This window comes from Flavimaricola marinus, assembly GCF_900184895.1.
Lineage (GTDB): Bacteria > Pseudomonadota > Alphaproteobacteria > Rhodobacterales > Rhodobacteraceae > Flavimaricola > Flavimaricola marinus.
The window spans coordinates 15,093-40,150 of sequence record NZ_FXZK01000018.1; the positions used below are offsets into that span (position 1 = coordinate 15,093).

General features: G+C 55.7%; 18 protein-coding genes and 1 pseudogene. 16 read left to right on the forward strand and 3 right to left on the reverse strand.

The annotated features are described in order from the left end of the window. The first annotated feature begins 3 nt into the window (after positions 1-3). Entirely contained in the window at positions 4-981 is a 978-nt protein-coding gene (locus LOM8899_RS21325; RefSeq protein WP_093994270.1) for an ABC transporter ATP-binding protein, read from the forward strand. Beyond that, positions 978-1,928 (forward strand): ABC transporter ATP-binding protein, encoded by a 951-nt coding sequence (locus LOM8899_RS21330; protein WP_093994271.1) that lies wholly within the window; start codon positions 978-980, stop codon positions 1,926-1,928. Before LOM8899_RS21325 ends, LOM8899_RS21330 begins: the two co-directional genes overlap by 4 nt. A gap of 142 nt (positions 1,929-2,070) precedes the next feature. Here the strand turns inward: LOM8899_RS21330 and LOM8899_RS21335 are convergent, their stop codons facing one another. Then, entirely contained in the window at positions 2,071-3,684 is a 1,614-nt protein-coding gene (locus tag LOM8899_RS21335; protein ID WP_093994272.1) for an FMN-binding glutamate synthase family protein, read from the reverse strand. Between the two features lie 599 nt (positions 3,685-4,283). Here LOM8899_RS21335 and LOM8899_RS21340 point away from each other — a divergent pair. From LOM8899_RS21340 to LOM8899_RS21380, 9 genes are all read left to right on the forward strand, one after another. After that, entirely contained in the window at positions 4,284-5,243 is a 960-nt protein-coding gene (locus LOM8899_RS21340) for a TAXI family TRAP transporter solute-binding subunit (protein ID WP_093994273.1), read from the forward strand. Positions 5,244-5,364: 121 nt separating this feature from the next. Beyond that, the gene (locus LOM8899_RS21345; protein WP_093994274.1) at positions 5,365-8,145 is read left to right on the forward strand and encodes a TRAP transporter permease; all 2,781 of its coding nucleotides are present in this window, start codon (positions 5,365-5,367) and stop codon (positions 8,143-8,145) included. Between the two features lie 11 nt (positions 8,146-8,156). Beyond that, positions 8,157-8,588 (forward strand): universal stress protein, encoded by a 432-nt coding sequence (locus LOM8899_RS21350; RefSeq protein ID WP_093994275.1) that lies wholly within the window; start codon positions 8,157-8,159, stop codon positions 8,586-8,588. Positions 8,589-8,657: 69 nt separating this feature from the next. After that, the gene (locus LOM8899_RS21355) at positions 8,658-9,632 is read left to right on the forward strand and encodes a carbon-nitrogen hydrolase family protein (protein WP_093994276.1); all 975 of its coding nucleotides are present in this window, start codon (positions 8,658-8,660) and stop codon (positions 9,630-9,632) included. A gap of 73 nt (positions 9,633-9,705) precedes the next feature. Continuing rightward, on the forward strand, positions 9,706-12,447 hold the full coding sequence (locus LOM8899_RS21360; protein WP_093994277.1) for an aminotransferase class I/II-fold pyridoxal phosphate-dependent enzyme: 2,742 nt from the start codon (positions 9,706-9,708) through the stop codon (positions 12,445-12,447). A 13-nt stretch (positions 12,448-12,460) separates the two neighbouring features. Next, the gene (locus LOM8899_RS21365; protein WP_093994278.1) at positions 12,461-13,918 is read left to right on the forward strand and encodes a biotin carboxylase; all 1,458 of its coding nucleotides are present in this window, start codon (positions 12,461-12,463) and stop codon (positions 13,916-13,918) included. Further along, entirely contained in the window at positions 13,918-14,889 is a 972-nt protein-coding gene (locus tag LOM8899_RS21370) for a C45 family autoproteolytic acyltransferase/hydrolase (RefSeq protein ID WP_093994279.1), read from the forward strand. Before LOM8899_RS21365 ends, LOM8899_RS21370 begins: the two co-directional genes overlap by 1 nt. 8 nt (positions 14,890-14,897) lie before the next feature. Beyond that, a complete protein-coding gene (locus tag LOM8899_RS21375; protein WP_093994280.1) occupies positions 14,898-16,223 on the forward strand; it encodes an aspartate aminotransferase family protein in 1,326 nt (441 codons plus the stop codon). A gap of 230 nt (positions 16,224-16,453) precedes the next feature. Then, positions 16,454-17,230, forward strand: a complete 777-nt coding sequence (locus LOM8899_RS21380; RefSeq protein ID WP_093994281.1) for a transglutaminase-like domain-containing protein — start codon at positions 16,454-16,456, stop codon at positions 17,228-17,230. 200 nt (positions 17,231-17,430) lie between these two features. Here the strand turns inward: LOM8899_RS21380 and katG are convergent, their stop codons facing one another. Then, positions 17,431-19,608 (reverse strand): catalase/peroxidase HPI, encoded by a 2,178-nt coding sequence (katG, locus tag LOM8899_RS21385; protein WP_093994282.1) that lies wholly within the window; start codon positions 19,606-19,608, stop codon positions 17,431-17,433. A 185-nt stretch (positions 19,609-19,793) separates the two neighbouring features. On the opposite strand from katG, the gene LOM8899_RS21390 reads away from it, so the two are divergent. The 5 genes from LOM8899_RS21390 to LOM8899_RS21410 all read left to right on the forward strand — a co-directional run bounded on the left by LOM8899_RS21390 (position 19,794) and on the right by LOM8899_RS21410 (position 24,600). Beyond that, positions 19,794-20,702 (forward strand): LysR substrate-binding domain-containing protein, encoded by a 909-nt coding sequence (locus tag LOM8899_RS21390; protein WP_093994283.1) that lies wholly within the window; start codon positions 19,794-19,796, stop codon positions 20,700-20,702. 233 nt (positions 20,703-20,935) lie between these two features. Continuing rightward, positions 20,936-21,580 carry a TetR/AcrR family transcriptional regulator gene (locus tag LOM8899_RS21395; RefSeq protein ID WP_093994284.1) on the forward strand — a complete coding sequence of 215 codons (645 nt, stop codon included), beginning with the start codon at positions 20,936-20,938 and terminating at the stop codon, positions 21,578-21,580. 1 nt (position 21,581) lies between these two features. Next, complete coding sequence (locus LOM8899_RS21400; RefSeq protein ID WP_093994285.1) at positions 21,582-22,532, forward strand: HlyD family secretion protein; 951 nt, start codon at positions 21,582-21,584, stop codon at positions 22,530-22,532. Continuing rightward, the gene (locus LOM8899_RS21405; protein ID WP_093994286.1) at positions 22,529-23,467 is read left to right on the forward strand and encodes an ABC transporter ATP-binding protein; all 939 of its coding nucleotides are present in this window, start codon (positions 22,529-22,531) and stop codon (positions 23,465-23,467) included. The genes LOM8899_RS21400 and LOM8899_RS21405 overlap by 4 nt, the downstream gene beginning before the upstream one ends. Further along, positions 23,464-24,600 (forward strand): ABC transporter permease, encoded by a 1,137-nt coding sequence (locus LOM8899_RS21410; RefSeq protein WP_093994287.1) that lies wholly within the window; start codon positions 23,464-23,466, stop codon positions 24,598-24,600. Before LOM8899_RS21405 ends, LOM8899_RS21410 begins: the two co-directional genes overlap by 4 nt. Positions 24,601-24,953: 353 nt before the next feature. Here the strand turns inward: LOM8899_RS21410 and LOM8899_RS23115 are convergent. After that, positions 24,954-25,058, reverse strand: a pseudogene (locus LOM8899_RS23115) (IS5/IS1182 family transposase); the annotation flags it as partial.

Here is a 25,058-nt window from a genome sequence, read left to right on the forward strand (position 1 = left end):
CCGATGTCCTTGCTACGTATTCGTAATTTGAGTGTTGATTTCATGACCGCCGGCGGCCTCTTTCGCGCTGTGGACGCAGTAGATCAAGACGTCGATACCGGAGAGATATTGGCGATCGTCGGCGAAAGCGGATCGGGCAAATCGGTCTCGATGCTAGCCTTGATGGGATTGCTGCCTTGGACCGCAAAGGTCACGGCGGATGAGATGACCTTTGACGGGCACGATCTCTTGCGCTTGGACAATCGGTCCAAGCGTAGGATTATCGGCAATGATCTGGCGATGATATTTCAGGAACCAATGTCCTCCCTCAACCCATGTTTTACGGTAGGTTGGCAGATCAAGGAATCCCTCCGTTTTCACCTCGGGCTGGACCGTGCGCAACGCCATTCTCGCGCGATCGAACTCTTCGAGCAGGTCGGAATCCCGGACCCGGAAAAGCGGTTGTCTGCGTTTCCACACCAGATGTCTGGGGGCATGAATCAACGTGTCATGATTGCGATGGCAATCGCCTGCAGACCAAAGCTGCTGATCGCCGATGAGCCCACAACGGCACTCGACGTGACGATACAGGCCCAAATACTTGATCTGCTATCAGACTTGCGAAGCGAGACGGGTATGGGCTTGGTTCTCATCACACACGATATGGGAGTCGTCGCGGAAACGGCCGAGCGTGTCAGCGTTCAGTATGCTGGTCAAAAGATCGAAGAGCAGCCTGTAGGACCGCTTTTTGAAACTCCGCATCATCCATATACTGCAGCACTGCTCGATGCACTGCCAGAGAGAGCGACCGAGAGGCGTTTGCCAACCATACCCGGCGTCGTTCCGGGGCAATTTGATCGACCGGACGGTTGCTTGTTTTCACCGAGATGTCGATTTGCGGATGCCTCCTGCAGGACAAAACCGCCGCAATTACAGGGTCCGGATTTGGGCTTTGCGCGATGCCAGTATCCTTTGAACACTGGTGAAAGGATCGCCTCATGAACGTGATCGAAGCAAAGAACTTGCAGCGGCATTATTCCGTCGGCGGCGGGCTGATGCGCAAGGCCCGAACATTGCGGGCTGTCGCCGATCTGGATTTCGAACTGGCGGCCGGAAAAACACTTGCTGTCGTCGGTGAGAGTGGATGTGGAAAATCCACATTGGCACGGATGGTTGCCATGATCGAGGAGCCGACATCCGGTTCTCTGTCTCTGGACGGCAAGCCAGTCCTACCTGCCGACTGGGCGGATCTGCGGCAGTCGGTGCAGATCGTTTTTCAGGATCCATATGGATCGCTGAATCCTCGACAACGCATTGGGACGATCTTGCAGGAACCATTGGTCATCAATCGGCCGCGAATGGACAAATCTGAACGCGAAGCCAAAGCCCGTGAGATCCTCCGTCTGGTAGGATTGCGGCCAGAGCACTTCGATAGATACCCCCATATGTTTTCCGGAGGTCAACGCCAAAGGATTGCCGTGGCACGGGCCCTTATGCTCGATCCAAAGGTCTTGGTTTTGGATGAACCCGTCTCTGCCTTGGACCTGTCGATCCAGAGCGCGATCCTGAATCTCTTGATGGATCTGCAAGAGCGGCTGAAACTGGCCTATCTGTTTATTAGCCATGACCTGAGCGTTGTTCGGCACGTCGCGGACGATGTCATCGTCATGTATCTCGGCCGTGCGGTGGAGAAGGGGCCTAAGAACCAGGTCTTCGATGCGCCACGTCATCCCTATACTCGCGCGCTGCTTTCCGCGACACCTAGAGCGGACCCTTCAGCGTCAAAGGAGCGGATCAAGCTGACCGGCGAGTTGCCGTCACCTCTGTCCATTCCGGATGGATGTGCATTCGCACCGCGATGCTGGAAGGTGCAAGACAAGTGCCGCCGTCAAGTGCCCACATTGCAAGGGATGGATCACGAAGCGGCTTGCTTCTATCCACATGACTAGAACGGCTCTGCCCAAATGCGAGACGGAGTAGGCCGATTATTCCATGGATTGCAGCCAGCCCTAGTAAGTGTGGTTCGACGGCAACGCAGGCTGCGGTCTAGGATAAACTATTCCTATGACGACAGATTCCGAGGCCGTGATGTCAATCCACGGGTTCGAAGTGATCTGCACGCGCTCTGGCCCAACGCTTTCGATATCCTCCCGGGTCATCTTTGCCCGTCTGCAGAAGCGATCCGATCTCAATGCTCGTGAAAGCTTGGTCCCCAGTTACCATTTGAGCATCTGATTGACGGATCATGAGGTGCCGGGGAAGGAACTCACTCGGGTCAGTCAATCCAGCGGCTCCGGTCATCTCGCCCAATGCCTCGAGAGTATTGCGATGAAAATTCGCAACACGCTTGCTTTTCCCAATTGGATCAAGTGCTCGTTGACGCAAGGGGTCCTGGGTGGCTACGCCGACCGGGCAATGGTTCGTATGGCAGGCTTGTGCTTGAATGCAGCCGATCGCAAACATGTAGCCACGGGCTGAATTGCACCAATCCGCGCCAATAGCGAGGGTTCTCGCAATGTCGAACGCCGAGACGATCTTGCCGGCAGCGCCGAGTTTTACCTGATCTCGCAAGCCGGCGCCGCGAAGCGTGTTGTGAACGAATGTCAGCCCCTCCACCATCGGCATGCCGACATGGTTGGCAAACTCAAGAGGTGCGGCGCCGGTGCCACCCTCTGTTCCGTCGATCACTATGAAATCAGGCACGATTTCGGTTTCCAACATGGCTTTGACAATGCACATGAACTCTCGCTGATGGCCTATACACAGCTTGAAGCCCACTGGTTTGCCCTTTGATGCCTCTCGCAGCAGCCCAATGAACTGCATCATTTCAGTTGGTGTCGAAAACGCTAAATGGCTCGCCGGCGAGACGCAATCCTGACCCATCGGAATGCCCCGGGCTTCGGCGATTTCTGGGCTGATTTTTGCTGCAGGAAGCATCCCGCCATGTCCGGGCTTTGCGCCTTGGCTCAGTTTCAGTTCGATCATCTTGATCTGCGGATGGGATGCTTGTTCGGCAAACTTCTCAGCACTAAAACTGCCATCATCATTCCGGCACCCGAAATAGCCCGACCCGATCTCATAGATTAGGTCACCACCCCCTTGCCGATGATATCTGCTGATCCCGCCTTCGCCCGTATCATGCGCAAAGCCGCCGATCTTCGCACCTGTGTTCAACGCGAGGATGGCGTTGGCCGAAAGCGACCCAAAACTCATGGCTGATATGTTGTAGATCGAAGCATCATAGGGTTGCGCGCAGTTGTCCCCTCCAATGCGCACCCGAAAGTCAGTGCTCTCCAAGTGTTTCGGAGCAACCGAGTGGGTCACCCAGGAATACCCAGCATCGTAGACACGCATTCGTGTGCCAAACGGCCGTTTATCCTCCATACCCTTTGCGCGTTGGTAGACCAAGGATCTTGCGTCTCGACTGAAGGGTTCTTCGTCCTGATCGCTCTCGATCAGATATTGTCTGATCTCGGGTCGTATCCCCTCAAAAAGAAATCTCATGTGACCGATCACAGGATAATTTCTCAGAATCGAATGATCGCGTTGGATCACATCCATGATTCCGAGCAAGCTTAGTGACAGAAACAGGACAAGCGGGATCAGCAACCAAATCGAGAAAGCCAGCCCGAGCGCAGAGAAGGCGGCACACACGATGCACAGGGCAAGGATAGAGAATCTGCTGAGATCTTTATTTGTGTGCATGCTTGGTCCCTATCTTGCTGAGCGACGGTTCTTGGTTCCATAAGAGCAGCGCAACGCTTGGACATGCAATACTTTGGACCGCAGCTAGGATAGCCCCTGAGAGGTAAACATCAGAGACTTGGAGCTCGCCGCCAGAAAGATGAGGCGTCGATCCTGGGTCATGCAGCGCCGATCGAATTGCCGAGAAAAGCCAAGAAAACAGGGCCATATTCCGTCTACTATGCATGAAAAGCTGGTGACGAGCGCGTAATTCAATCGACGTGTTGTTCATCAAACTTCGTGCCCTCTAGCGTATCCGCGTTGCTCAAAACAGCACATAGCGTCTCGCGAATATTCGATTTTTCCGAGTGCGACCCTCGTGGAACAAGTCTCTTGCTCAAAATAATAAACAGCACTAGCGTCAGGTAACGATCAGTTTTTGCGTGGTTATCCCACTAAGGGAGTTCGGACCTGTTTCTCACCTCGCAGGTGAGCGGTATGTGAAAAACAAGTCCGTTGTCGTAATGCCTACTCTCTGTGTTAGAGTTGAGTAGGGCCACGAAAAAGCGCTCTCCATAAAGGAGGGCGCAGTCATTGTCGCTACCAACGGGAGAAGAAATATGGACATAATCAGACCACTAGCACTTGCAGGTGCCATGTTGGCGAGCACCGCCGCGATGGCGCAGGAGCGATTCATTACAATTGGCACAGGCGGACAAACGGGCGTCTACTTCGTGGTGGGGCAATCCATTTGCCGCCTCGTCAACCGTGGCACGGCCGAACACAACCTGAGGTGCACCGCGCCATCAACTGGTGGTTCGATCGCAAACATCAACGCGATCAACGCAGGCGATATGGATATGGGCGTCGCCCAGTCCGATTGGCAGTTCCATGCCTTCAACGGCTCTTCGGAGTTCGAAGGCAACGAGATGCCTGACCTGAGAGCTGTATTCTCGGTCCATGGCGAACCCTTCACGGTCGTCGCCCGCGCTGACGCTGGCATCACCGACTTTTCCGATCTCAAGGGCATGCGCGTCAACGTCGGGAACCCGGGCTCCGGTCAACGCGCCACGATGGAAGTTGTGCTCAACGCGCTTGGTTGGTCGATGGATGATTTCTCGTTGGCCTCCGAGCTCGCTCCCGCCGAACAGGCAGCAGCTTTGGGTGACAACAACGTAGATGCAATCATCTATACCGTTGGACATCCAAATGGCTCGATCCAGGAAGCGGCGTCGACAACCGAGACCGTTCTGGTTCCAGTCACAGGGCCCGAGATCGACGCCTTGATTGCGGACAATCCCTATTATGCAGCCGCGACAATTCCGGGTGGGATGTACGAAGGGTCACCGGACGACGTTTCGACATTCGGCGTGAAGGCAACGTTCGTGACCTCGGCAACGGTCCCCGACGATGTGGTGTATGAAGTCGTAAAGGCGGTCTTCGAGAATTTTGACCGGTTCCGCGGCCTCCATCCTGCATTCGCCAACCTCGCAGAAGAAGAGATGATTGCCGACGGCCTGTCTGCTCCTCTGCATCCTGGTGCCGAGCAGTACTATCGGGAACGTGGCTGGATCGAGTAACCGAGACTTCGCGGCCCCCAACCTCCTTGGGGGCCGCTTGTTTTTCTAGAGCCCAGCAGGCTGGGTTCAAAGCGACGATTGCGTCGCTTGCCTACTTCGGCGGTCAAATCAGGGGCATAAGATGAGCGATCAGCGATCCGAACAAGACCAGATGCAAGCGGCGGCGGTAGAGAATTCCGCTGCGGGGCGAGGCGGGTTGAGCCAAGCCGAACTCGATGCACTTGTTGCTTCTTCTGATACCGGTGGCCGTGGTAACTCCGGAACCTTGGCAATATTCATCAGCGTTGTCGCCGTCGCTTGGTCGCTGTTCCAACTCTGGATCGCTTCACCCCTTCCGTTCATGGCAGGTTTCGGTGTCTTTAACTCGACGGAAGCTCGCTCTATCCATCTCGGGTTCGCGATCTTTCTAGCGTTCTTGGTGTTTCCCGCTGCGAGGACCAAAGTTCAGCTGAGCCTTGGCATTGCAGTGCCGCTCATCCTCGGCGGTCTCTTCTTCGTTTCTGCCAAGGACGGTACTTCAACTTGGTGGATTCCCCTGATTTCCTTGGCTGTCGCAGCGGCAGTCATTCTTGGCTCGCCCAAAGAGCGTATTCCTTTGTGGGAATGGGCCATGGCGGTCCTCGCAGCCTGTGCGGCTCTCTATATCTGGATATACTACTCTTCAATTTCAGGGCGCGTCGGTGCGCCAATCACGCAGGACTTCGTAGTCGCCGTCATTGGGATCATCCTGTTGTTGGAAGCAACGAGGAGGGCACTTGGACCGGCACTGATGATCGTGGCGTCGGTGTTCTTGATATACACCGTGCTTGGTCCGTATATGCCCGACCTGATTTCTCACAAGGGCAACAACCTTTCCGAGATCGTAAACCATCAATGGATTACCACGCAGGGCGTCTTTGGGATCGCGTTGGGGGTGTCCACAAGCTTCGTGTTCCTGTTTGTTCTTTTCGGTTCCTTGCTCGACCGGGCTGGTGCCGGGAACTATTTCATCCAGGTTGCCTTCAGTCTGATGGGGCACATGAAGGGCGGACCGGCCAAGGCGGCCGTGGTCTCCTCGGCCATGACCGGTCTGATCTCCGGATCGTCGATCGCCAACGTCGTGACAACCGGAACCTTTACGATTCCGCTGATGAAGAAGGTGGGTTTCTCTGCCGAAAAAGCAGGCGCGGTGGAAGTCGCCTCTTCGGTCAATGGTCAGATCATGCCGCCCGTGATGGGGGCGGCTGCCTTCCTTATGGTCGAATATGTCGGCATTCCGTATTTTGACGTCGTCAAACACGCCTTCTTGCCGGCAGTCATTTCGTACATCGCCTTGGTCTATATCGTCCACCTCGAGGCGCTGAAGGCCGGGATGGAGGGGCTCCCGAGAGCGTATACACCGAAACCGATCGTCCAGAGGTTGATCGGTATCGCATTCACAATTGCCGCAATCTGCGCGATCTCTTTCGCAGTCTATTATGGAATGGGCTGGATCCGTCCCGCATTCCCGGAAACAGCTGCCTATATCATCTTCGTCTTTCTGACGGCTGTGTATGTCGGGCTACTTTATATCTCATCCCGAGAGAAACCATTGGAGCTAGATGATCCGAATGCTCCGGTAACGGCCCTCCCGCTGCCGGGCCCGACTGTCAGATCCGGCCTCCACTTCATACTTCCCGTAGTGGTCTTGGTTTGGGCGCTGATGGTCGACCGGTTGTCGCCGGGGCTGTCTGCGTTCTGGGCAACCGCATACATGGTGTTCATTTTGGTCACCCAGCGGCCGCTTACCGCACTTATGCGGCGTCAGGGCCAATTGCATGCCGCCATTCATCAAGGCTTCAAGGACCTGCTAGACGGGCTTGAAACCGGCGCCCGCAACATGATCGGGATCGGCATTGCCACGGCGACGGCGGGTATCATCGTCGGTGCGGTTAGCCAAACCGGTGTCGGCTCGGCTCTCGCCGATGTTGTGGAAGTCCTTTCGGGCGGCAACATTCTGGCTATCCTTATGTTGACGGCGGTCCTTTCGCTTATTCTGGGAATGGGGTTGCCGACGACGGCAAACTACATCGTCGTATCCGCCTTGCTTGCCCCTGTGATCGTGACACTTGGGCAGCAAAACGGGCTGATCGTGCCATTGATTGCCGTTCACCTCTTTGTCTTCTACTTCGGGATCATGGCAGACGTCACTCCGCCTGTGGGTCTGGCGAGCTTTGCTGCCGCCGCGGTTTCCGGTGGCGATCCGATCAGAACAGGTGTCGTGGCGTTCTTCTATTCGCTGCGCACGGCTGCTCTGCCGTTCTTGTTCATCTTCAACACGGAATTGCTCCTGATCGATGTGACGATGACGCAAGGCATATTCGTGTTCATTGTCGCCACGATTGCGATGCTCTTGTTCGCGGCGGCGACACAAGGGTGGTTCCTTGCCAAGAACAAATTCTACGAGACGATCGCGCTGCTCTTGATCGCGTTTACGCTGTTCCGGCCCGGTTTTTGGATGGACATGGTCTCGGCACCGTTCACAGAGGAACAGCCTACCGAAATTGCGGCGGCAGCCTTGGCAACGCCCGTCGGAGAAGACCTTCGACTTCGTGTGGCCGGGATGAACGATCTCGGGGATCCGATCGAGTTCGTCGCGATTTTGCCGATCGAAGATGGCGCGACCGGAGAGGAGCGGCTGGAAAACGCAGGTCTGGTCTTCCGCGAAGACGGCAGTTCGCTCTTTATCGACGATGTGAGCTATGGTTCGCCGGCTCAGGCGGCTGGGCTTGATTGGGATCAAGAAGTCTTGCGTGTCTTGCGACCGGTCAGTCAGCCGAGCAAGTATCTGATGTTCATCCCGGCACTCTTGCTACTCGCGCTCGTCGTGTTCCTGCAGCGCAGCCGATCCAGTGGTGTGTCGCGCAATTCAGCAAAAGCATAAGGAAATAGGCGATGTTTAACAAAGTCTTGCTTACTCTTGATCTGAATGCGCAGGCCTCCTGGGAAAAAGCCTTGCCACAGGCGGTCGAAATCGTTCGGACGTCCGGTGGGGAACTGCATGTCATGTCTGTGGTTCCCGACTTGGGAACACCGTTGGTTGAGAGCTTCTTTCCAGAAGATTTTGAAGAGAAGGCGATCAGTGCTGCGAACTCTGCACTCGACGCGATCGTCAGGAAGGAAGTGCCGGATGACGTCACCGTCCATCAACACCTCGCGTTCGGGACGATACACAAGAAAGTCCTGCAATCGGTCGAAGAGATCGGTTGCGACTTGATCGTCATGGCCTCCCACAAACCAGACCGGGTGCGAGAATTCCTGGTTGGCTCAAACGCTGACAGGATTGTGCGAAGATCGCCCGTTTCCGTTCTGGTCGTAAGGGCGTAAGGACGTGCCGATCACAGAGACAAACATGGCCCAGTTCGGGCCGCTCTGTCAGCACGGAGAAGATACTCAATGACCCCATTCGCCATCGCTGGTGTGCAGATGTACGTCCATGCATTGCAATCAAACGTCGATGGAATGATGCATCGACTGGATGTGCTAATGGCGCGCTTTCCATGGACCCAAATGGTGCTCTTTAGCGAGCTGGCTCCTTTTGGCCCTTTGGAGCAATACAAGCTGCCTCCTGAGAACGACGTTATCGAGGTTTTTCAGGCAGCAGCCGTCAAACACAAGATTTGGCTCATCCCCGGGTCGATGTTCCTGACGCATCCCGAAGATGGTCGGGTCTACAATACATCCTTGGTCATCAATCCGGACGGTGCGATTGTCTGTCGTTACGCCAAGATGTTTCCGTTTCTTCCCTATGAGGCGGGGGTTGCCGCAGGCACCGATTTCTGCGTCTTCGACGTTCCCGATGTGGGTCGTTTTGGTTTGTCTATCTGCTATGACATGTGGTTCCCGGAGACGACGCGGCAGCTGACATCACAGGGGGTCGAAGTGCTGCTGCATCCCGTGCTGACCGGTACGACGGACCGTGACGCCGAACTGGCGATTGCCAGAGCGACTGCGGCTCAGTTTCAGTGTTATGTGATTGATGTGAATGGACTGGGTGCCGGGGGAGTTGGCAAATCCTGTGTCGTTGATCCGACCTCACTGGTGCTTCACCAGTCAGGTGGGCAAGAAGACATGTTCCCGATCGAGGTGGATTTGTCGATGGTGCGCCGGCAACGTGAAACCGGCATGAAGGGGCTGGGACAGGTTCTCAAGAGTTTTCGAGATCGGTCGGTGGATTTCTCGGTCTATGATCGGGCCAGCGGCACAGACGATTTTCTTCATACTCTCGGACCGCTCAAGGTGCCGTCACAAGGGTCGAGAGCCGGTCTTCATGTAGATGTGCCGGCATCGGCCGAGAGTGAAGTCTCTTCAAGCAAGTCGGTCCTCGGCCTCGATCAGACGCCATACAAGGGAAAGGCGATTAGTACTTGATGATCAGTGGGTAGATAGTCACTCTGAATGTTGAGCCCGCCAAAGACCTCGGCCAAATCTGGGAGAACGATCGATGGATTCTGTGAGCGACTACTACTCTGCGACGCAACTGCGCTCTGACCGGTGGAGCGCTTTGCGAGAGGTGACTGGATCGCTCGCAAAGAACCCTTCTGGCAAAGGTTCGGCAAAGGACAGAGCCGAAACCCAAAAGCTCTTCGAAGCTTTGGCGCTTATCGAACCCTATTGGGCCTTTCCAGGCATGTCGGCATTCGATCACATGCGTCGGCAGTTCGAGCACAACAATTTCGACAATCTTGCCTTCTCGGTCCAGCGGGTCACCCGGGCCTTGACCACCGGCGCCTATCGACGTCGACATATTCCACTCGAGAATGACAGCATCGACAAGGATGAGCACGACGATGAAGCGCTGCTGTCACCAGAGGCGCGTGCCCTGACCAAGCCGTACTTCGAGGTGCTCATCGTTGATAACGTTAATGAGCAACAGGAACGCTGGCTCAGAAGCAACGTGACCGGAATGCGCCGTCTCGAAGACCCCTTCACCTACGAGGCGGTCGTGGTGCCTAGTCTCGAAGACGCTCTGATTGCCGTGCTCTTCAACCACAACATTCAGGCGATCGTGGTGCGCCCGGGTTTGGTCCTAAAGTCCAAGCTCGACAATGAAATTCTTCAAAGCTTCCTGAACCGGGCTGGGGGAAGCGAAGCAATTGCGACGATGAAGCCGGAGAATTACGGTCCTGAGTTGTGCCGACTGATTGCGCAAGTAAGACCGGAACTGGATGCATATCTGGTGACAGAGCGGTCCGTCGAAGACGTTGCCGGGCTGGATTTGGGGATTTGCAGGCGCGTCTTCTACAATCAAGAAGACTTCATGGAACTGCATCTCAATATCTTGCGTGGCGTCGGGGCAAGAAACAAAACGCCGTTCTTTACCGCTTTGGTCAACTACTCCAAGCAGCCGACGGGTGTGTTTCACGCCATGCCGATCAGCCGCGGCAAATCGATAACCAGAAGTCATTGGATCCAGGATATGGGGGCCTTCTACGGGCCGAATATCTTTCTTGCTGAGACATCGGCCACGTCCGGCGGACTGGATAGTCTGCTCGAACCGCATGGGCCCATCAAAGAGGCGCAGGAACTCGCCAGCAGAGCATTCGGGTCCAAACAGACCTTCTTTGCTACCAACGGCACGTCGACTTGTAACAAGATCGTCGTGCAAGCACTGGTTCAACCGGGCGACATCGTCCTTGTTGATCGAGATTGCCACAAGTCGCATCACTACGGGATGGTTCTGGCCGGTGCGGAAGTCGTCTACCTTGATAGCTATCCGTTGAATGAATACTCCATGTACGGCGCCGTCCCTTTACGTGAAATAAAACACCAGCTACTGGCACTGAAAGCAGCCGGAAAGCTCGACAGAGTTCGGATGCTATTGCTGACGAATTGTACCTTCGACGGACTCGTCTACAACGTCGAACGCGTGATGGAAGAATGCCTCGCGATCAAGCCGGACCTGATCTTCCTTTGGGATGAGGCGTGGTTTGCCTTCGCTCGTTTCAATCCGACATATCGTCAGCGAACTGCCATGCGCACGGCAAACAATTTGCGGAAACGGTTGAGAACGGACGAGCATCGCAGTGCCTACGAAGCGCAACAAGAGACCCTTGCAGACGCGACGGACGAAGAGCTGCTGGATGTGCGCCTGATCGCGCCGCCGAATGCCAGAGTACGGGTTTATGCGACCCAATCGACCCACAAGACCCTGACGTCTTTGCGGCAAGGGTCGATGATCCATGTGAACGATCAAGATTTCAAGGGAGAGGTCGAGCAAAGCTTCCACGAAGCATATATGACCCACACGTCGACATCTCCAAACTATCAGATCATCGCCTCGCTCGATGTCGGGCGCCGACAGGTAGAATTGGAAGGGTTCGAATTCGTCCAACGGCAAATAGAGGCCGCCATGTCGATGAGGCGCGCGATCAGCCTGCATCCATTGCTGAAGAAATACTTCAAGGTGTTGACCGCTGGCGACATGATCCCGGCGCAACATCGCCAAAGTGGTGTGACCAGCTATTTTGACAACGAACAAGGCTGGACGGATATGTGGGATTGTTGGCAACAAGACGATTTCGTCTTGGATGCCACCCGCGTCACTCTCGCCGTCGGTGGCACCGGTTGGGACGGCGATACGTTCAAGAATGACGTATTGATGGATAAATACGGTATCCAAATCAACAAGACGTCCCGCAACACCGTGTTGTTCATGACGAACATCGGAACGACAAGGTCGTCAGTCGCGTATCTGATCGAGGTGCTGGTCGAGATCGCAAAAGAGTTGGATGACCTGCTCGACGATGCCTCAAAGATGGAACGTCTCTCGTTTGATAGAAGAGTGCAGAACCTCACCGAAAAGTATCCACCGCTTCCCGATTTCAGTCGCTTTCACGACGCGTTCCGGCCCGACAACGTCACGCCGGAAGGGGATATCAGAACCGCCTATTACCTGAGCTATGACGTGTCCAACTGCGACTACCTTGAGCTTGAGGGATCGCTCAAAGCGGCCTTGGACGCGGGAGAGGAAGTCGTTTCGGCGAGTTTTATCATTCCTTATCCACCAGGGTTTCCGATCCTTGTCCCGGGGCAGGTGATCAGCAAGGAAATCCTTGAATTCATGCTCGCGCTCGATGTGAATGAAATTCACGGATATCGCGCCGATCTCGGCCTTCGGGTGTTCACTCCAGAAGCTTTGGCCGCGTTGCCGAAACGAAAAGTTATCAAGACCGCAGCCGAATAGGAAAGGGAACCATATGCCTACCGTACTAAAGAACATCTCGGAAATTCGGCGATTTTTCCACCGGAACGACGATCCGATTTACTTCATTTCGGCGACGAATTTCAATCTTCTCGGTCTTGATGAATGGGTCAAGAACTTCAAATATATCTGCTATATCGATTGCTACGGCGGGAAGCATCCGAATGTGTTCTGCCCGTCAGAGCAACCGCACGCCGAATTTCAGTCGATTGAAGACATCAACAACTACCTGCTGCAACATAAAGAAGTCATCGACTTCATTAAGCGCCGGGGCGGCAAGCCCAAGTTTGTGTTCCTGATGTTCGATGAAGAGACCGAGCGGCTTTCAAAGGAACTCGGCGCCGAAGTCTGGTTCCCCAAAGCCAAGCTGCGTACTAAGATGGACAACAAGATTGAGACGGTCCGCATCGGAAACAAGGCGGGCGTCCCTTCGGTTCCCAATGTTCTCGCAGAGGTCAAGTCATACGAAGACCTCCGCAAGACATGTGAAAAAGCCAAGATCGGTCATGATCTCGTCCTGCAATCCGCATTCGGGGATAGTGGGCATACCACATTCTTCATCAAGTCGGAGGCTGACTTCCGGCGTCATGAGCACGAGATCGTGGGTGAGGGCGAAATCAAGATCATGAAGCGGATCGATTGTCGTGGTTCCGCGATTGAAGCATGTGCAACACGGGAAGGAACGATCGTCGGGCCATTGATGACGGAACTGGTCGGGTTCAAGGAACTGACACCCTATCGGGGCGGCTGGTGCGGAAACGAGATCCTGTCGACCGCCTTTCCTCCCAAAGTACGTCAGAAAGCGAGAGAACTGACCTTCAAGTTTGGCGAGCAACTTCGCAAGGAGGGGTATCGTGGCTATTTCGAGCTTGATTTCCTGATCGACAAGAAGACAGGAGATCTTTGGTTGGGTGAGCTGAATCCGCGCATAACAGGCGCATCATCCATGACCAACCATGCCGCATTCGCCCACGCCGATGCGCCATTGTTCCTGTTCCACCTGCTTGAATTCTCCAAGAAGAAGTTCAACCTCGATACCAACGAATTGAACGCTCGTTGGGCCAATCCCGATATGATCGACAGCTGGTCCCAAATGGTTATCAAACATACGGATGATACCGTCGACATTTGCACCGAAAGCCCTGAGACCGGGATCTACAGGATGCTAGAGGATGGTCGGGTGGTCTTCGATCGCTTTGACTACCACCGTCGAGCCGTTGAGTCCGAGAACGAAGCGTTCTTCCTGCGGATCCTTCAACCCGGAGACTATCGCTACGAAGGTGCGGATATCGGCATCCTCGTGACCAGGGGGCGTTCGATGACCGGCAATTTCCGCCTGAATGAGCGGGCCAAGAAGTGGATTCACGGGATCAAGCAGACAGTCAATGGGAAACCACTGCCTGTCGCGAATGCTGGACCCGCACTAGCTGATCCAGCATTTAAAATAATGTGATGCTTTGGCGCGCACTCAATGAAGATCTGCCTGGCCCGAAATGGGCCGGGCTGTTTGCTGAGTACTGGCCCGACTATCAGCGATGGTGGCTGAAGGAAGGCGAGTCTGCTCGTCCGACATATCTCGAAGGATACCGGGCATTGCAGCAGCATATGCCGGAGATCGTCCCGCTGTACGACCAGCTGTGTGATTTGGCCGGAGGCGGTGACCGCGCAGCTCGCTTCCTTAGCTTTTATTGCCCGCCACCCTATTTGTCTGGCTGTTCACAGGCAATTTGGACAGGGCAAGAGCCGGTCCTCGTCCGCAATTACGACTACAATCCCAAAGCTTTCGACAGCCTGATACTGAAGACCGGTTGGCAAGGTCGGCAAGTGATGGGCCTGTCCGATGGGCTTTGGGGGCTAGTCGATGGGATGAATGACGCGGGCCTTGCAATCTCTTTGACCTTCGGGGGGAGACGGATCGTCGGGCCAGGCTTCGGGGTGCCGCTTATCCTTCGATACGTCTTGCAGACGTGCTCGACTGCTCAAGAGGCGGGGGAGGCGCTTGCTCGGATCCCTACGCACATGAGTTATAACGTCACTGTTCTGGACGCAAAACGCCAGTATCTGACGGCAATGATGGCACCTGATCGTCCTGCCCTCATCACGCACGCCGCTGTCGCGACAAACCACCAAGAGAGCGTCGAGTGGATCAGCCACGCGCGGTTCACGGCGACCGTCGAGCGGGAGCGCTTCCTCTTGCAGAGATTGAGCCTGCACAGAGATCCGCAGGACAAATTTATCGGAGCATTCCTGCGCCCGCCGCTCTATTCGACGGCGTTCGACGCGGGCTTTGGCACGCTCTACACATCGGTTTATAGGCCAAGGCTGGGCGAGATGGAGGTCAGGTGGCCGGGAACGATTTGGTCACTGAGTTTCAAGGAATTCCATGAAAGCGGGCGACAGGTGCAAATCCCCGGAGCCGCATAGGAGCAACAATGTCTCATATATTCCCGCGCCATACCAAGCAGGTATTTCCCACGGCTGTCCGGGGCGAAGGTTGCTACCTATACGATAGTCAAGGGAAGCAATACCTAGATGCCTCCGGAGGCGCAGCGGTGTCCTGTTTGGGCCATGGCGACGTCGAGATCATCGAGGCGGTGAAAGCCCAACTTGATAGTTTGGCCTATGCACACACGGGATTTTTTACGTCTGAACCTGCAGAGAGACTTGCAAGTCTGCTCATTGACCACGCTCCGGGCGATATTGACCGGGTCTATTTGGTCTCGGGTGGTTCCGAAGCCATGGAAGCCGCATTGAAACTTGCGCGCCAGTATTTCGTCGAGAAGGGCGAGCCAAAGCGTGGTCGCGTGATTGCACGCAAACAAAGCTATCACGGTAATACGATGGGCGCATTGTCCGCAGGAGGAAATGCATGGCGGCGCGAGCAATTTGGTCCTTTGCTGATTGACATGAGCCACATCGACCCTTGCTACGAATACCGTTTGAAGCATGATGGCGAGAGCTTGGAGGACTATGGCATTCGCGCTGCAAACCTGTTGGAGGAGGAGCTGCTGCGTGTCGGGCCAGAAACCGTGATGGCTTTTGCTGCCGAACCGGTCGTTGGAGCCACAGCCGGGGCCCTTACCGCGGCTCCGGGCTATTTCAAGCGCATTCGAGAGATTTGCGACAAGTACGGCATTCTTCTTATTCTCGATGAGGTCATGTGCGGAATGGGACGTACGGGCAGCCTCTTTGCATGCGAACAAGAAGGTGTGTCCCCGGACATTGTTTGCGTCGCCAAGGGGCTAGGAGCAGGCTATCAGCCGATCGGGGCGATGCTGTGCAGCAAGCAAATCTATGGCGCGATCGAAGCGGGTAGTGGATTCTTCCAGCACGGCCACACCTATCTCGGGCATCCGACGGCAGCCGCTGCGGGAGTTGCAGTCGTAAACGCCATCCTCGAGAGGAACCTGATCCCAAGGGTGCAAGAGCAGGGTGAAAAACTCATGACTGCCCTTGCGGATGAATTCAATCAGCATCCGCATATTGGAGATATCCGGGGCAGGGGGCTCTTCCAGGGAATCGAGCTTGTTTCGGATCGCGACACAAAAGCTCCCTTTGATCCCTCGCGAAAGATAGCCGCACGCACGAAATCCGCGGCGTTCGATGCTGGTTTGATCTGCTATCCTATGTCAGGGACGATTGATGGTCGCTTGGGTGACCACATTCTGTTGGCTCCCCCGTTTATCATCGAGGACAGCCAGATCGACGAACTCGTCCAAAAGCTCTCGGTCGCAATCGATACCGCTTTGGCGACCTAGAACCTACGTTCGTACCGTCGAGGGGTCGGCAACGAGCGAGTTGAGCCGACTTTATCAGCTTGGGTCACTGAACAACGTCGATCATGGGCAAATCACTCCAGTAGACGCAACGTCTTGATGGTGCCCATCCATCAAAGCTGAGAGTGCAACGCAGAGCAAGTGCAAGGAACAGAAGTTGTCCGAGGCGAGTTAGATCAAGCACTTGCACCAACCAAAACAGAAAGCAAAAAATGCGTTTCACGGTCGACGTCAACATGAAGTATGGCCTGAAAGGGCAGGAAGGCATCCTCCTGACCTTGGAAGCCGCACGCGCAAACGGTCAAACCGTTGTCGCTGACAATCTTGTCATCAGCAACGCAACTGTCCGTGTCATGGACGGCGAGAGTGGCTTGGGGAAAAGAACTTGGGCCTTTGTCGAAGGTGATGAGCTTCAGCTTTCCTACAGCGTGCAAGTCGACGTGGATCGGCAATCAATTCCACTCGATAGCCTTGCAGCCTCGCCGCTCGACGAGCTTCCCAGTGAGGTCCTTACGTATTTGAGGCCATCCCGGTTTTGTCAGTCCGATCTGTTTACCTCATTTGTGGGGCAGCAGTTCGATGAGTACTCTGGTGGTGCGAAAATCAACGCCATGCTGAATTGGGTCGGCGCAGAGCTTGCCTATGTGTCCGGCAGTTCGAATGCCGAAACGACCGCAATTGATACATTCGTGGGCCGGGTCGGGGTCTGCAGGGACTATGCCCATCTCATGTGCAGCTTGGCGCGTGCTGCCAATATCCCGGCAAGATACACATCCGTTTACTCGGTCGGCGTACAGCCGCCTGACTTTCACGCTGTGGCCGAGGTCTGGTTGGGTGGAGCGTGGCACCTCGTCGATGCGACTGGCATGAGTTCGCCTGAAGATACGATAATTATCGGAACAGGTAGAGACGCTGCAGACGTCGCGTTCATGGAAACTGAGCGATGGGTGGAGTTGATTGTTCAGGAAGTCGCGGTGAGTTCGGCATAGGAATGCAGAGATAGCTACCGGCTTTTTCACTAACCAACCTGTAAAAGGATTGGAGATGCGATGCTATTAGCGACCACCGAGCCGTCGCAAACTTCGTCGCCAGTCGAAAATGCGCTGAACTTCTCGCCTTGTAGTTCGTTCAAACCAAAGTGTTGGTCCGCGCACCGCATTTTAAGGCGGCGCACGGACCATTCGTTCAATTAGTCGATCGTGTCGAAGCGGTCAGCGTTCATCACTTTCGTCCAAGCAGCGACGAAATCCTTCACGAACTTCTCTTTGTTGTCGTCCTGCGCATAGACTTCCGAATAAGACCGCAGGATGGAGTTGGAGCCGAAAACCAGATCGATACGGGTCGCCGTCCATTTCACGTCTCCCGACTTCCGATCGCGGATCTCGTAGGTGCCACCTTCAACGGGATGCCACGAGTATTTCATGTCGGTCAGATTCACGAAGAAGTCAGTTGTGAGGCTGCCGACCCGATCCGTGAACACTCCGTGAGCGGTGCCGCCATGATTCGTTCCAAGCACCCGCATTCCACCAAGAAGAACGGTCATCTCCTTAGCGGTTAGCCCCATCAGCTGGGTGCGATCCAGCAGGATTTCCTCCGGGCTGACGGCATAGTCTTCCTTCAACCAGTTCCTATACCCATCCGCGAGTGGCTCGAGGGGATCGAAGGACGCGGCATCCGTCATGTCATCCGTTGCATCGCCACGGCCAGGCAAGAACGGGACGGAGACATCGAAACCCGCCGCTTTTGCGGCTTGTTCGACGCCGAGATTTCCGGCCAGGACGATGACGTCTGCAACGCTGACATCAAACTCGTCCGCAATTCCTTGCAAGACACCCAGGACTTTACTCAGGCGTGCAGGTTCGTTGCCCTCCCAATCCTTCTGGGGTGCCAGACGAATGCGGGCACCGTTGGCACCGCCACGCATGTCGGAGCCACGGTAGGTCCGAGCACTATCCCAAGCGGTCGTAACCATTTCGCTCAGGGTCAGCCCGCTAGCTGCAATGCGTGCCTTTACAGCTTCTACGTCATAATCGCTGCGCCCTTCTGGCACCGGATCTTGCCAGATCAGGACTTCCTCTGGAACGTCAGGGCCGATGTAGCGCACCCTCGGCCCCATATCGCGATGTGTCAGCTTGAACCAAGCCCGAGCAAAGGTGTCGGCAAAGTAGTCCGGGTCCGCCATGAACTTTTCGCAGATGCCGCGATAGATGGGATCCATTTTCATGGCCATATCCGCATCTGTCATGATCGGATTACGGCGAATGGTCGGGTCGCTTGCGTCGAGAGGCTTGTCCTCTTCCTTGATGTCGATGGGCTCCCACTGCCAAGCGCCGGCGGGGCTTTTCTTCAACTCCCAGTCGTAGCCGAACAGCAGCTTGAAATAACCCATGTCCCACTGCGTCGGATTTGTCGTCCAAGCACCTTCGATACCGCTGCTGATGGACCCGCTAGCCTTCAAGGTGCCATTCGGGTTGCGCCAACCAAAGCCTTGGTCTTCGATTTCCCCGCTCTCGGGTTCGGCGCCCAGAGTGGCTGGGTCACCATTGCCGTGGCACTTGCCAACAGTGTGGCCACCGGTCGCCAGCGCGGCGGTTTCTTCGTCGTTCATGGCCATCCGCGCGAAGGTTTCACGAACATGAAGAGCTGTTCGCAGCGGGTCTGGTTGACCGTTCACGCCTTCCGGATTCACGTAGATGAGGCCCATCTGAACTGCTGCCAATGGGTTTTCCATTGTGGCCGGGTTCTCGAGATCGCTGTAACGGCCATCGCTGGCGGCCAGCCATTCCTTTTCTGCACCCCAGTAGGTGTCGTTCTCTGGATGCCAGATGTCTTCACGACCGAACGCAAATCCAAATGTCTTCAGGCCCATGGATTCGTATGCGATATTGCCGGCAAGGATGATCAAGTCGGCCCAGCTCAGCTTGTTGCCGTATTTCTTCTTGATGGGCCAAAGCAGCCGGCGTGCCTTATCCAAGCTCACGTTGTCTGGCCAGGAGTTCAGTGGCGCGAAGCGCATGCTGCCCGTGCCGCCGCCTCCACGGCCGTCTGACAGGCGATAGGTTCCGGCAGAGTGCCAAGCCATACGGATCATGAAGCCGCCGTAATGCCCCCAATCGGCCGGCCACCAATCCTGGCTGTCGGTCATGAGCGCGTGAAGGTCTTGCTTTACAGCGTCGACATCAAGAGTTCTTACCGCTTCACGATAGTTGAAATCCGGTCCAAGAGGGTCGGTCTTGATGTCATGCTGATGCAGAATGTCCAGATTCAGGCCCTTGGGCCACCAGGCCGTAACAGTCGCGCTGGTCGCAGTATTGCCGCCGTGCATCACCGGGCATTTGCCCATTGAACTGTTGTTGTTTCCGTCCATCTTCGTCTCCTATCGCGATTACACGTTCTTTTCTGTTGTGAGCGGCCCACTGAGAGCAAGCGTCATTGCACATGTCCCATGCTGATCGATTCCGTGTCCAACCGAGCCGCTTCTCACATGCGCTATATACCAAGCGGTCCATCAATAAAAATTGCATTTTCTAATCAAGTCGATAGTTTCCGATTATGGCGGACATCACGATCAGACACCTCAAATACTTCGATGCGCTTGCACGGCATCGCCACTTCGGGCGGGCCGCCGACGATTGTGGGATATCGCAACCGGCGCTCTCTGTTCAAATCAAGGCATTGGAGGACAAGCTGGGGACGCCATTGTTGGAAAGGGGGGCTAAGAGCCTTCGCTTGACGGTTTTCGGCGAAGCATTCGTAACCCGGGCTCGGGAAATCATCCGATCGGTCGATGAACTCGGCGATATGGCAAGGGCATCGCATGGGCCTCTCGTCGGAACGCTGAGGTTCGGGGTGATACCCACCGTTGCGCCATATTTCCTGCCCCGGTTCATCAAGTGCCTTGCAAGGGAATACCCGGCGCTGGATCCTCGGCCACGGGAAGCTGTCACACAAAAGCTGATCGAGGGTCTCACCGGCGGAGATCTGGATACAGCGATTGTCGCATTACCGATCTCCGAACCGATACTGCACGAAGAGCTCATGTTTGAAGAAGAGTTCGTTTTGGTTCGGCCAGTATCGGAAGCTGACAAGCCGGTTCCGAATGCAGCGCTGCTCAAGGAAATGCGGTTGCTTCTGTTGGAGGAGGGGCATTGCTTCCGAGATCAGGCCCTGTCCTACTGCGATCCGACATCGTCGATACCACGCGATCTGATGGAGGGAAGTTCGTTGTCTACACTGGTGCAAATGGTCGGGGCAGGGATTGGGGTCACACTCATCCCGGAGATGGCCGTCCCGATCGAGACCCGCTCCGCGCCGGTGGCCGTCTCCCGGCTCTCGAATCCTACCCCGTCCAGAGCCATCGGCATGGTCTGGAGAAAGACCAACCCATTGTCCGAGCAGCTCCAGCGGATATCACGAACCGTGCGGGAAGACTGCCTCACGGGTGGCATTCTAGGCCGCTAGGCCCTTGCGATTTCGAGCGGTGCCGTTCTCGAAGAACCAACTCGGACGGCGCTCATAGTTCTGTCGAATAAGGTCCATCGAGGCGTTAGCATACCGCACCTGACTGCGGCGGGATGGGCTAAACTCGGCCCGAAGGGCGCAATTGATATCAGGTCTCCTCGTGGATTGCCTCAGTCGGCTCAGAGAGCCTGCATGACCTTGCTGATAACTGACCGGTCAGTTATATATTGAGGATGGGAAAGCAGGCATCTACTCCTCCAAAGTTTCGACGAAGGGCGCAGGCGCGGCCGGATGAAGTGCTGGATGCCGCTCTTGCGCTCTTCATCGAGCAGGGGTTCGCTCGGACCAGCGTGGAGCAGGTTGCCAAACGGGCTGGGATCTCAAAGGGCGCGGTATACCTCTATTTCCCGTCAAAGGAGGCCATACTCGTCGGTCTGGTGGACCGGACGATCGCGCCGCTTTCAGATACAATGTTTGACAGCATTTCAGACTACCAAGGTGACCCGCGTCCGGTCTTGGTGCGGTTTCTCCGAATGATGGGCGCGGTCTTGAGCGACAAGCGCAACCGGGCCGTACCGTTGATCGTCTTGCACGAAGCGCCGGCGGCCCCAAGCATTGCCTCCATGTTTCGAAAAGCCGTGCTGGATCGTGCAATTCCCGCCATTTCTGCGCTCTTGGCGCAAGGCGTTGAGGGGGGGTACATCCGCAAAATCGATCCGGAGCTGACCGCCAGAACGGTCGTCGGGCCGGTCTTTATCCACATAATACTGTTCGAAATTTTCGATGTGGCTCCAGAGGGAGGCTTCGAGATGGGCGATCTGATCGATAATCACCTTTCGATCTTATTGGCGGGCCTCGGACCAGAGAAGGGAGCCTGAGATGTCGTCGCTGCCGGATTGGCTGATAGCTATCATAGGTGTGGTATTTCCGGGCCTCGGTGATCCGAACATCATCGAATACAATGGCTACGTCGAGGGTGATTATGTCTACGTCGCACCCGCCGCGGTCGGCAGGATCGTATCGATTCAAGTTGCCGAGGGCGAAGCCGTCTCAGCCGGGCAAAACTTGTTCCAGAGCGACGATACGCATCAATCGGCAATGCTGCGCGCGGCCCAGGCAGAAGTCGATGTGGCGAGAGCAAACTTGGAAAATCTCGCGACCGGCGGCCGGGAGGCCGAAATCAACGTTGTCGTGGCCTCGCTCGATCAGGCAAAGGCGGACCAACACCTCGCGCAGGCAACATTGGAACGGTCACAGCGTTTGCTTGCGGCTGGGGCGGTCTCTCAGGCTCGGGTCGATGGCGATTTGGCGTCGCTTCAAAGCGCCAATGCAAGAGTGGCGCAGCTTCAGGCGCAGTTGTCGGTTGCCGAATTACCTGCGCGCAATGCCCAGAGGATTGCAGCGGAAGCCACCTTGGAGGCAGCTTTGGCGCGGCTCGACGATGCCAGGTCCGCGCTTGACGACAGGACCGTGGAGGCACCCGTTGGAGGGCGCGTCGACATGGTGTTCTACGAGCAAGGCGAAGTGGCTCTGGCAGGTGCACCTGTCGTTTCGATCCTGCCTTCAGACAGTTTGAAAGCGCTCTTCTACATTCCCGAGGCCGATCGTACGCAAATGTCGCTTGGCGACATATTTGATGTTTCCTGCAGCGGTTGTCCGACAGAAGTGACTGCGCGACTGACTCGGCTCGCAGCAACGCCCCAGTATACACCTCCAATCATCTACAGCAGCGAAGAACGATCCCGTCTGGTCTTCAGGGCCGAGGCCGCGCTGGACAACGCCGGCGGCTTGTTACCTGGGCAGCCGTTGTCACTCAGGCCGCGAGAATGACGACCGATCTCGCCATCTCGGTCAAGGACCTCACCAAGGTCTTTGATGGTCGGCGCGTCGTGGACGGCTTTGATCTCGAGGTTCCAAAAGGCGCCATCTACGGATTTCTCGGGCCAAACGGATCGGGCAAGACCACCACGATCCGGATGATGTGTGGTCTGTTGACGCCCGATGCCGGTTCGGGTTCGTGCTTGGGTTTCGATATTCTTTCGCAACAGGAAAGCATCAAGGAAAATGTCGGGTACATGACCCAGCGGTTCTCGCTTTATGAAGACCTGACGATCCGTGAGAATCTTGATTTCATTGCGCGGATGTATCGGATTCCAAACCGCAAACATCGTGTCGGGCAAGCGCTTGCCAATCTCGGACTGGCGGATCGATCCAGCCAGTTGGCCGGCACTCTTTCGGGCGGGTGGAAGCAGCGACTTGCGCTGGCAGCCTGTATGATCCACGAGCCTGCGCTGCTCATGTTGGACGAGCCGACCGCGGGCGTGGATCCGAAGGCACGAAGAGATTTCTGGGACGAGATCCGCAAGCTTTCGGCCAGTGGCGTCACTGTTTTGGTATCGACGCACTATATGGATGAGGCGATCCAATGCGACTTCATAGCCTACATCGCCTATGGAAAGAAGTTGATCGCCGGCCCCGCACGAGACATTCCAAAGACCATCGGGCTCCACACATGGCGCGTTACGGGGCCCGAAATATCGGGACTCGAGGCAAAACTCCGAAACGCCGCCGATACGATGCAGGTCGCCAGATTTGGATCGGTCTTGCATGTCTCGGGAACGGATGAGGCAACGCTGACCGCGCTTGCGGAGCGATTTGGTCAGGATGAGGCATATAAGTGGGTCCGCAAGGAGGCCGAGCTCGAAGAAGCGTTCATCTATTTGATGTCCGGCGTGGAGGATAACTTTCGCGGTGCGGTTTCATGAGGTGGCGATTTTCGCTTGCGCGTCTCTGGGCCGTGCTCGCCAAGGAGTTCATCCAGATGCGGCGGGACAAGGTCACTTTCGTGATGATGATCGGAGTGCCGATCATGCAACTTCTGATTTTTGGCTATGCGATCAATTCGGATCCGCGCAACCTTCCCACATTGGTGGAGATGGCTGACGAGGGCCCCGTGACGCGGGCCATTATTATGGGGATGCAGACCTCCACCTATTTCGACTTTCAGGGGATCGTGACCAGTGGCGAGCAGGGCGACGCGGCGCTTCGTGACGGCTCGGCAAACTTCGTGGTGGTTATCCCACCCGATTTCGAGAGAGATATATTGCGAGGGAGGTCGCCTGAGATCCTGTTGTCGGCAGATGGCTCGGACCCGACCGCGGTAGGCGGCGGCACGGCCGCCATGAGCAGCATAATCGACAGAGCCGTCGCGCAGACACTGACCGGCCCACTGAGCTATGCAGGCGTGGCGACGCAGCCAATTCGCGTTGTCGTGCATCGACAGTACAACCCGGAGGGCAACACTTCTATCAACATCGTGCCCGGATTGTTGGGGATAATTCTTTCCCTCACCATGGTGATGATCACGGCAGTCGCCATTGTTCGTGAGACCGAGAAAGGAACGATGGAGACGTTGATTGCGACGCCCGTCCGGCCAATGGAGGTCATGCTGGGCAAGATCCTGCCCTATGTCCTTGTCGGATATGTGCAGACGGCCGTGTTTCTGATTGTTTCGAGTGTGCTTTTCTCCGTTCCGTTTCTGGGATCAGAGTTCGCCTTCTTCATAGGTTTCAACCTCTATATCGTCGTCAATCTGGCATTGGGTTTTCTGATTTCGACCATCGCCCGAAGCCAGATGCAGGCGATGCAGATTTCGTTCTTCACGCTCTTGCCCACGATCCTCTTGTCCGGGTTCATGTTTCCATTTGCCGCTATGCCGGGATGGGCGCAGGGCATTGGAAGCGCGATCCCCGCGACGCATTTCCTACGGCTCGTTCGCAAGGTCATGCTAAAGGGCGCAGACTTGGCGGATATATTGGGGGACCTCGCTAACATCAGTGCAATCATGCTTGTGATCGTTGCTGTCGCCCTCAAGCGATACAGGCAAACTTTGGACTGAGATTCGATCTGTAGGTAATATGGTAATTCAGATCATGATGTCAGCGAGGGTGTTTGACAATAACTTGTCGAGGCTGCGTTTTCTTGATCGGCGGTTTTGGCAGGGATTCAGGTGAGTCAGGATTGGGGATAGACGCGGTTGAGTTTGGCGGTTCCTATCGAGCTATAGGCGATAGCTGCGACTTTGCCGCGGCCTACGGATCAGGCGGAAAAGCTATTTTTCGCATCGAAGATGCCGCACAACAAATTGATCTGTTGGCATTACTATTATGTAGTTCCAGTGATCTCTCTCCGGATACCCACGCCATCTTCCAACCTTCGAGATAATATCCTAGGGCTCAGGCTCATTGATCTTCAAAGCCAGAACATGACGGTTTCCGCGAGTGCGACGGCGGACAGGAAGATCTTGGCGCATCTGTCATAGCAGGTTGCGACTCTGCACCAGTCTTTTAGGCGACC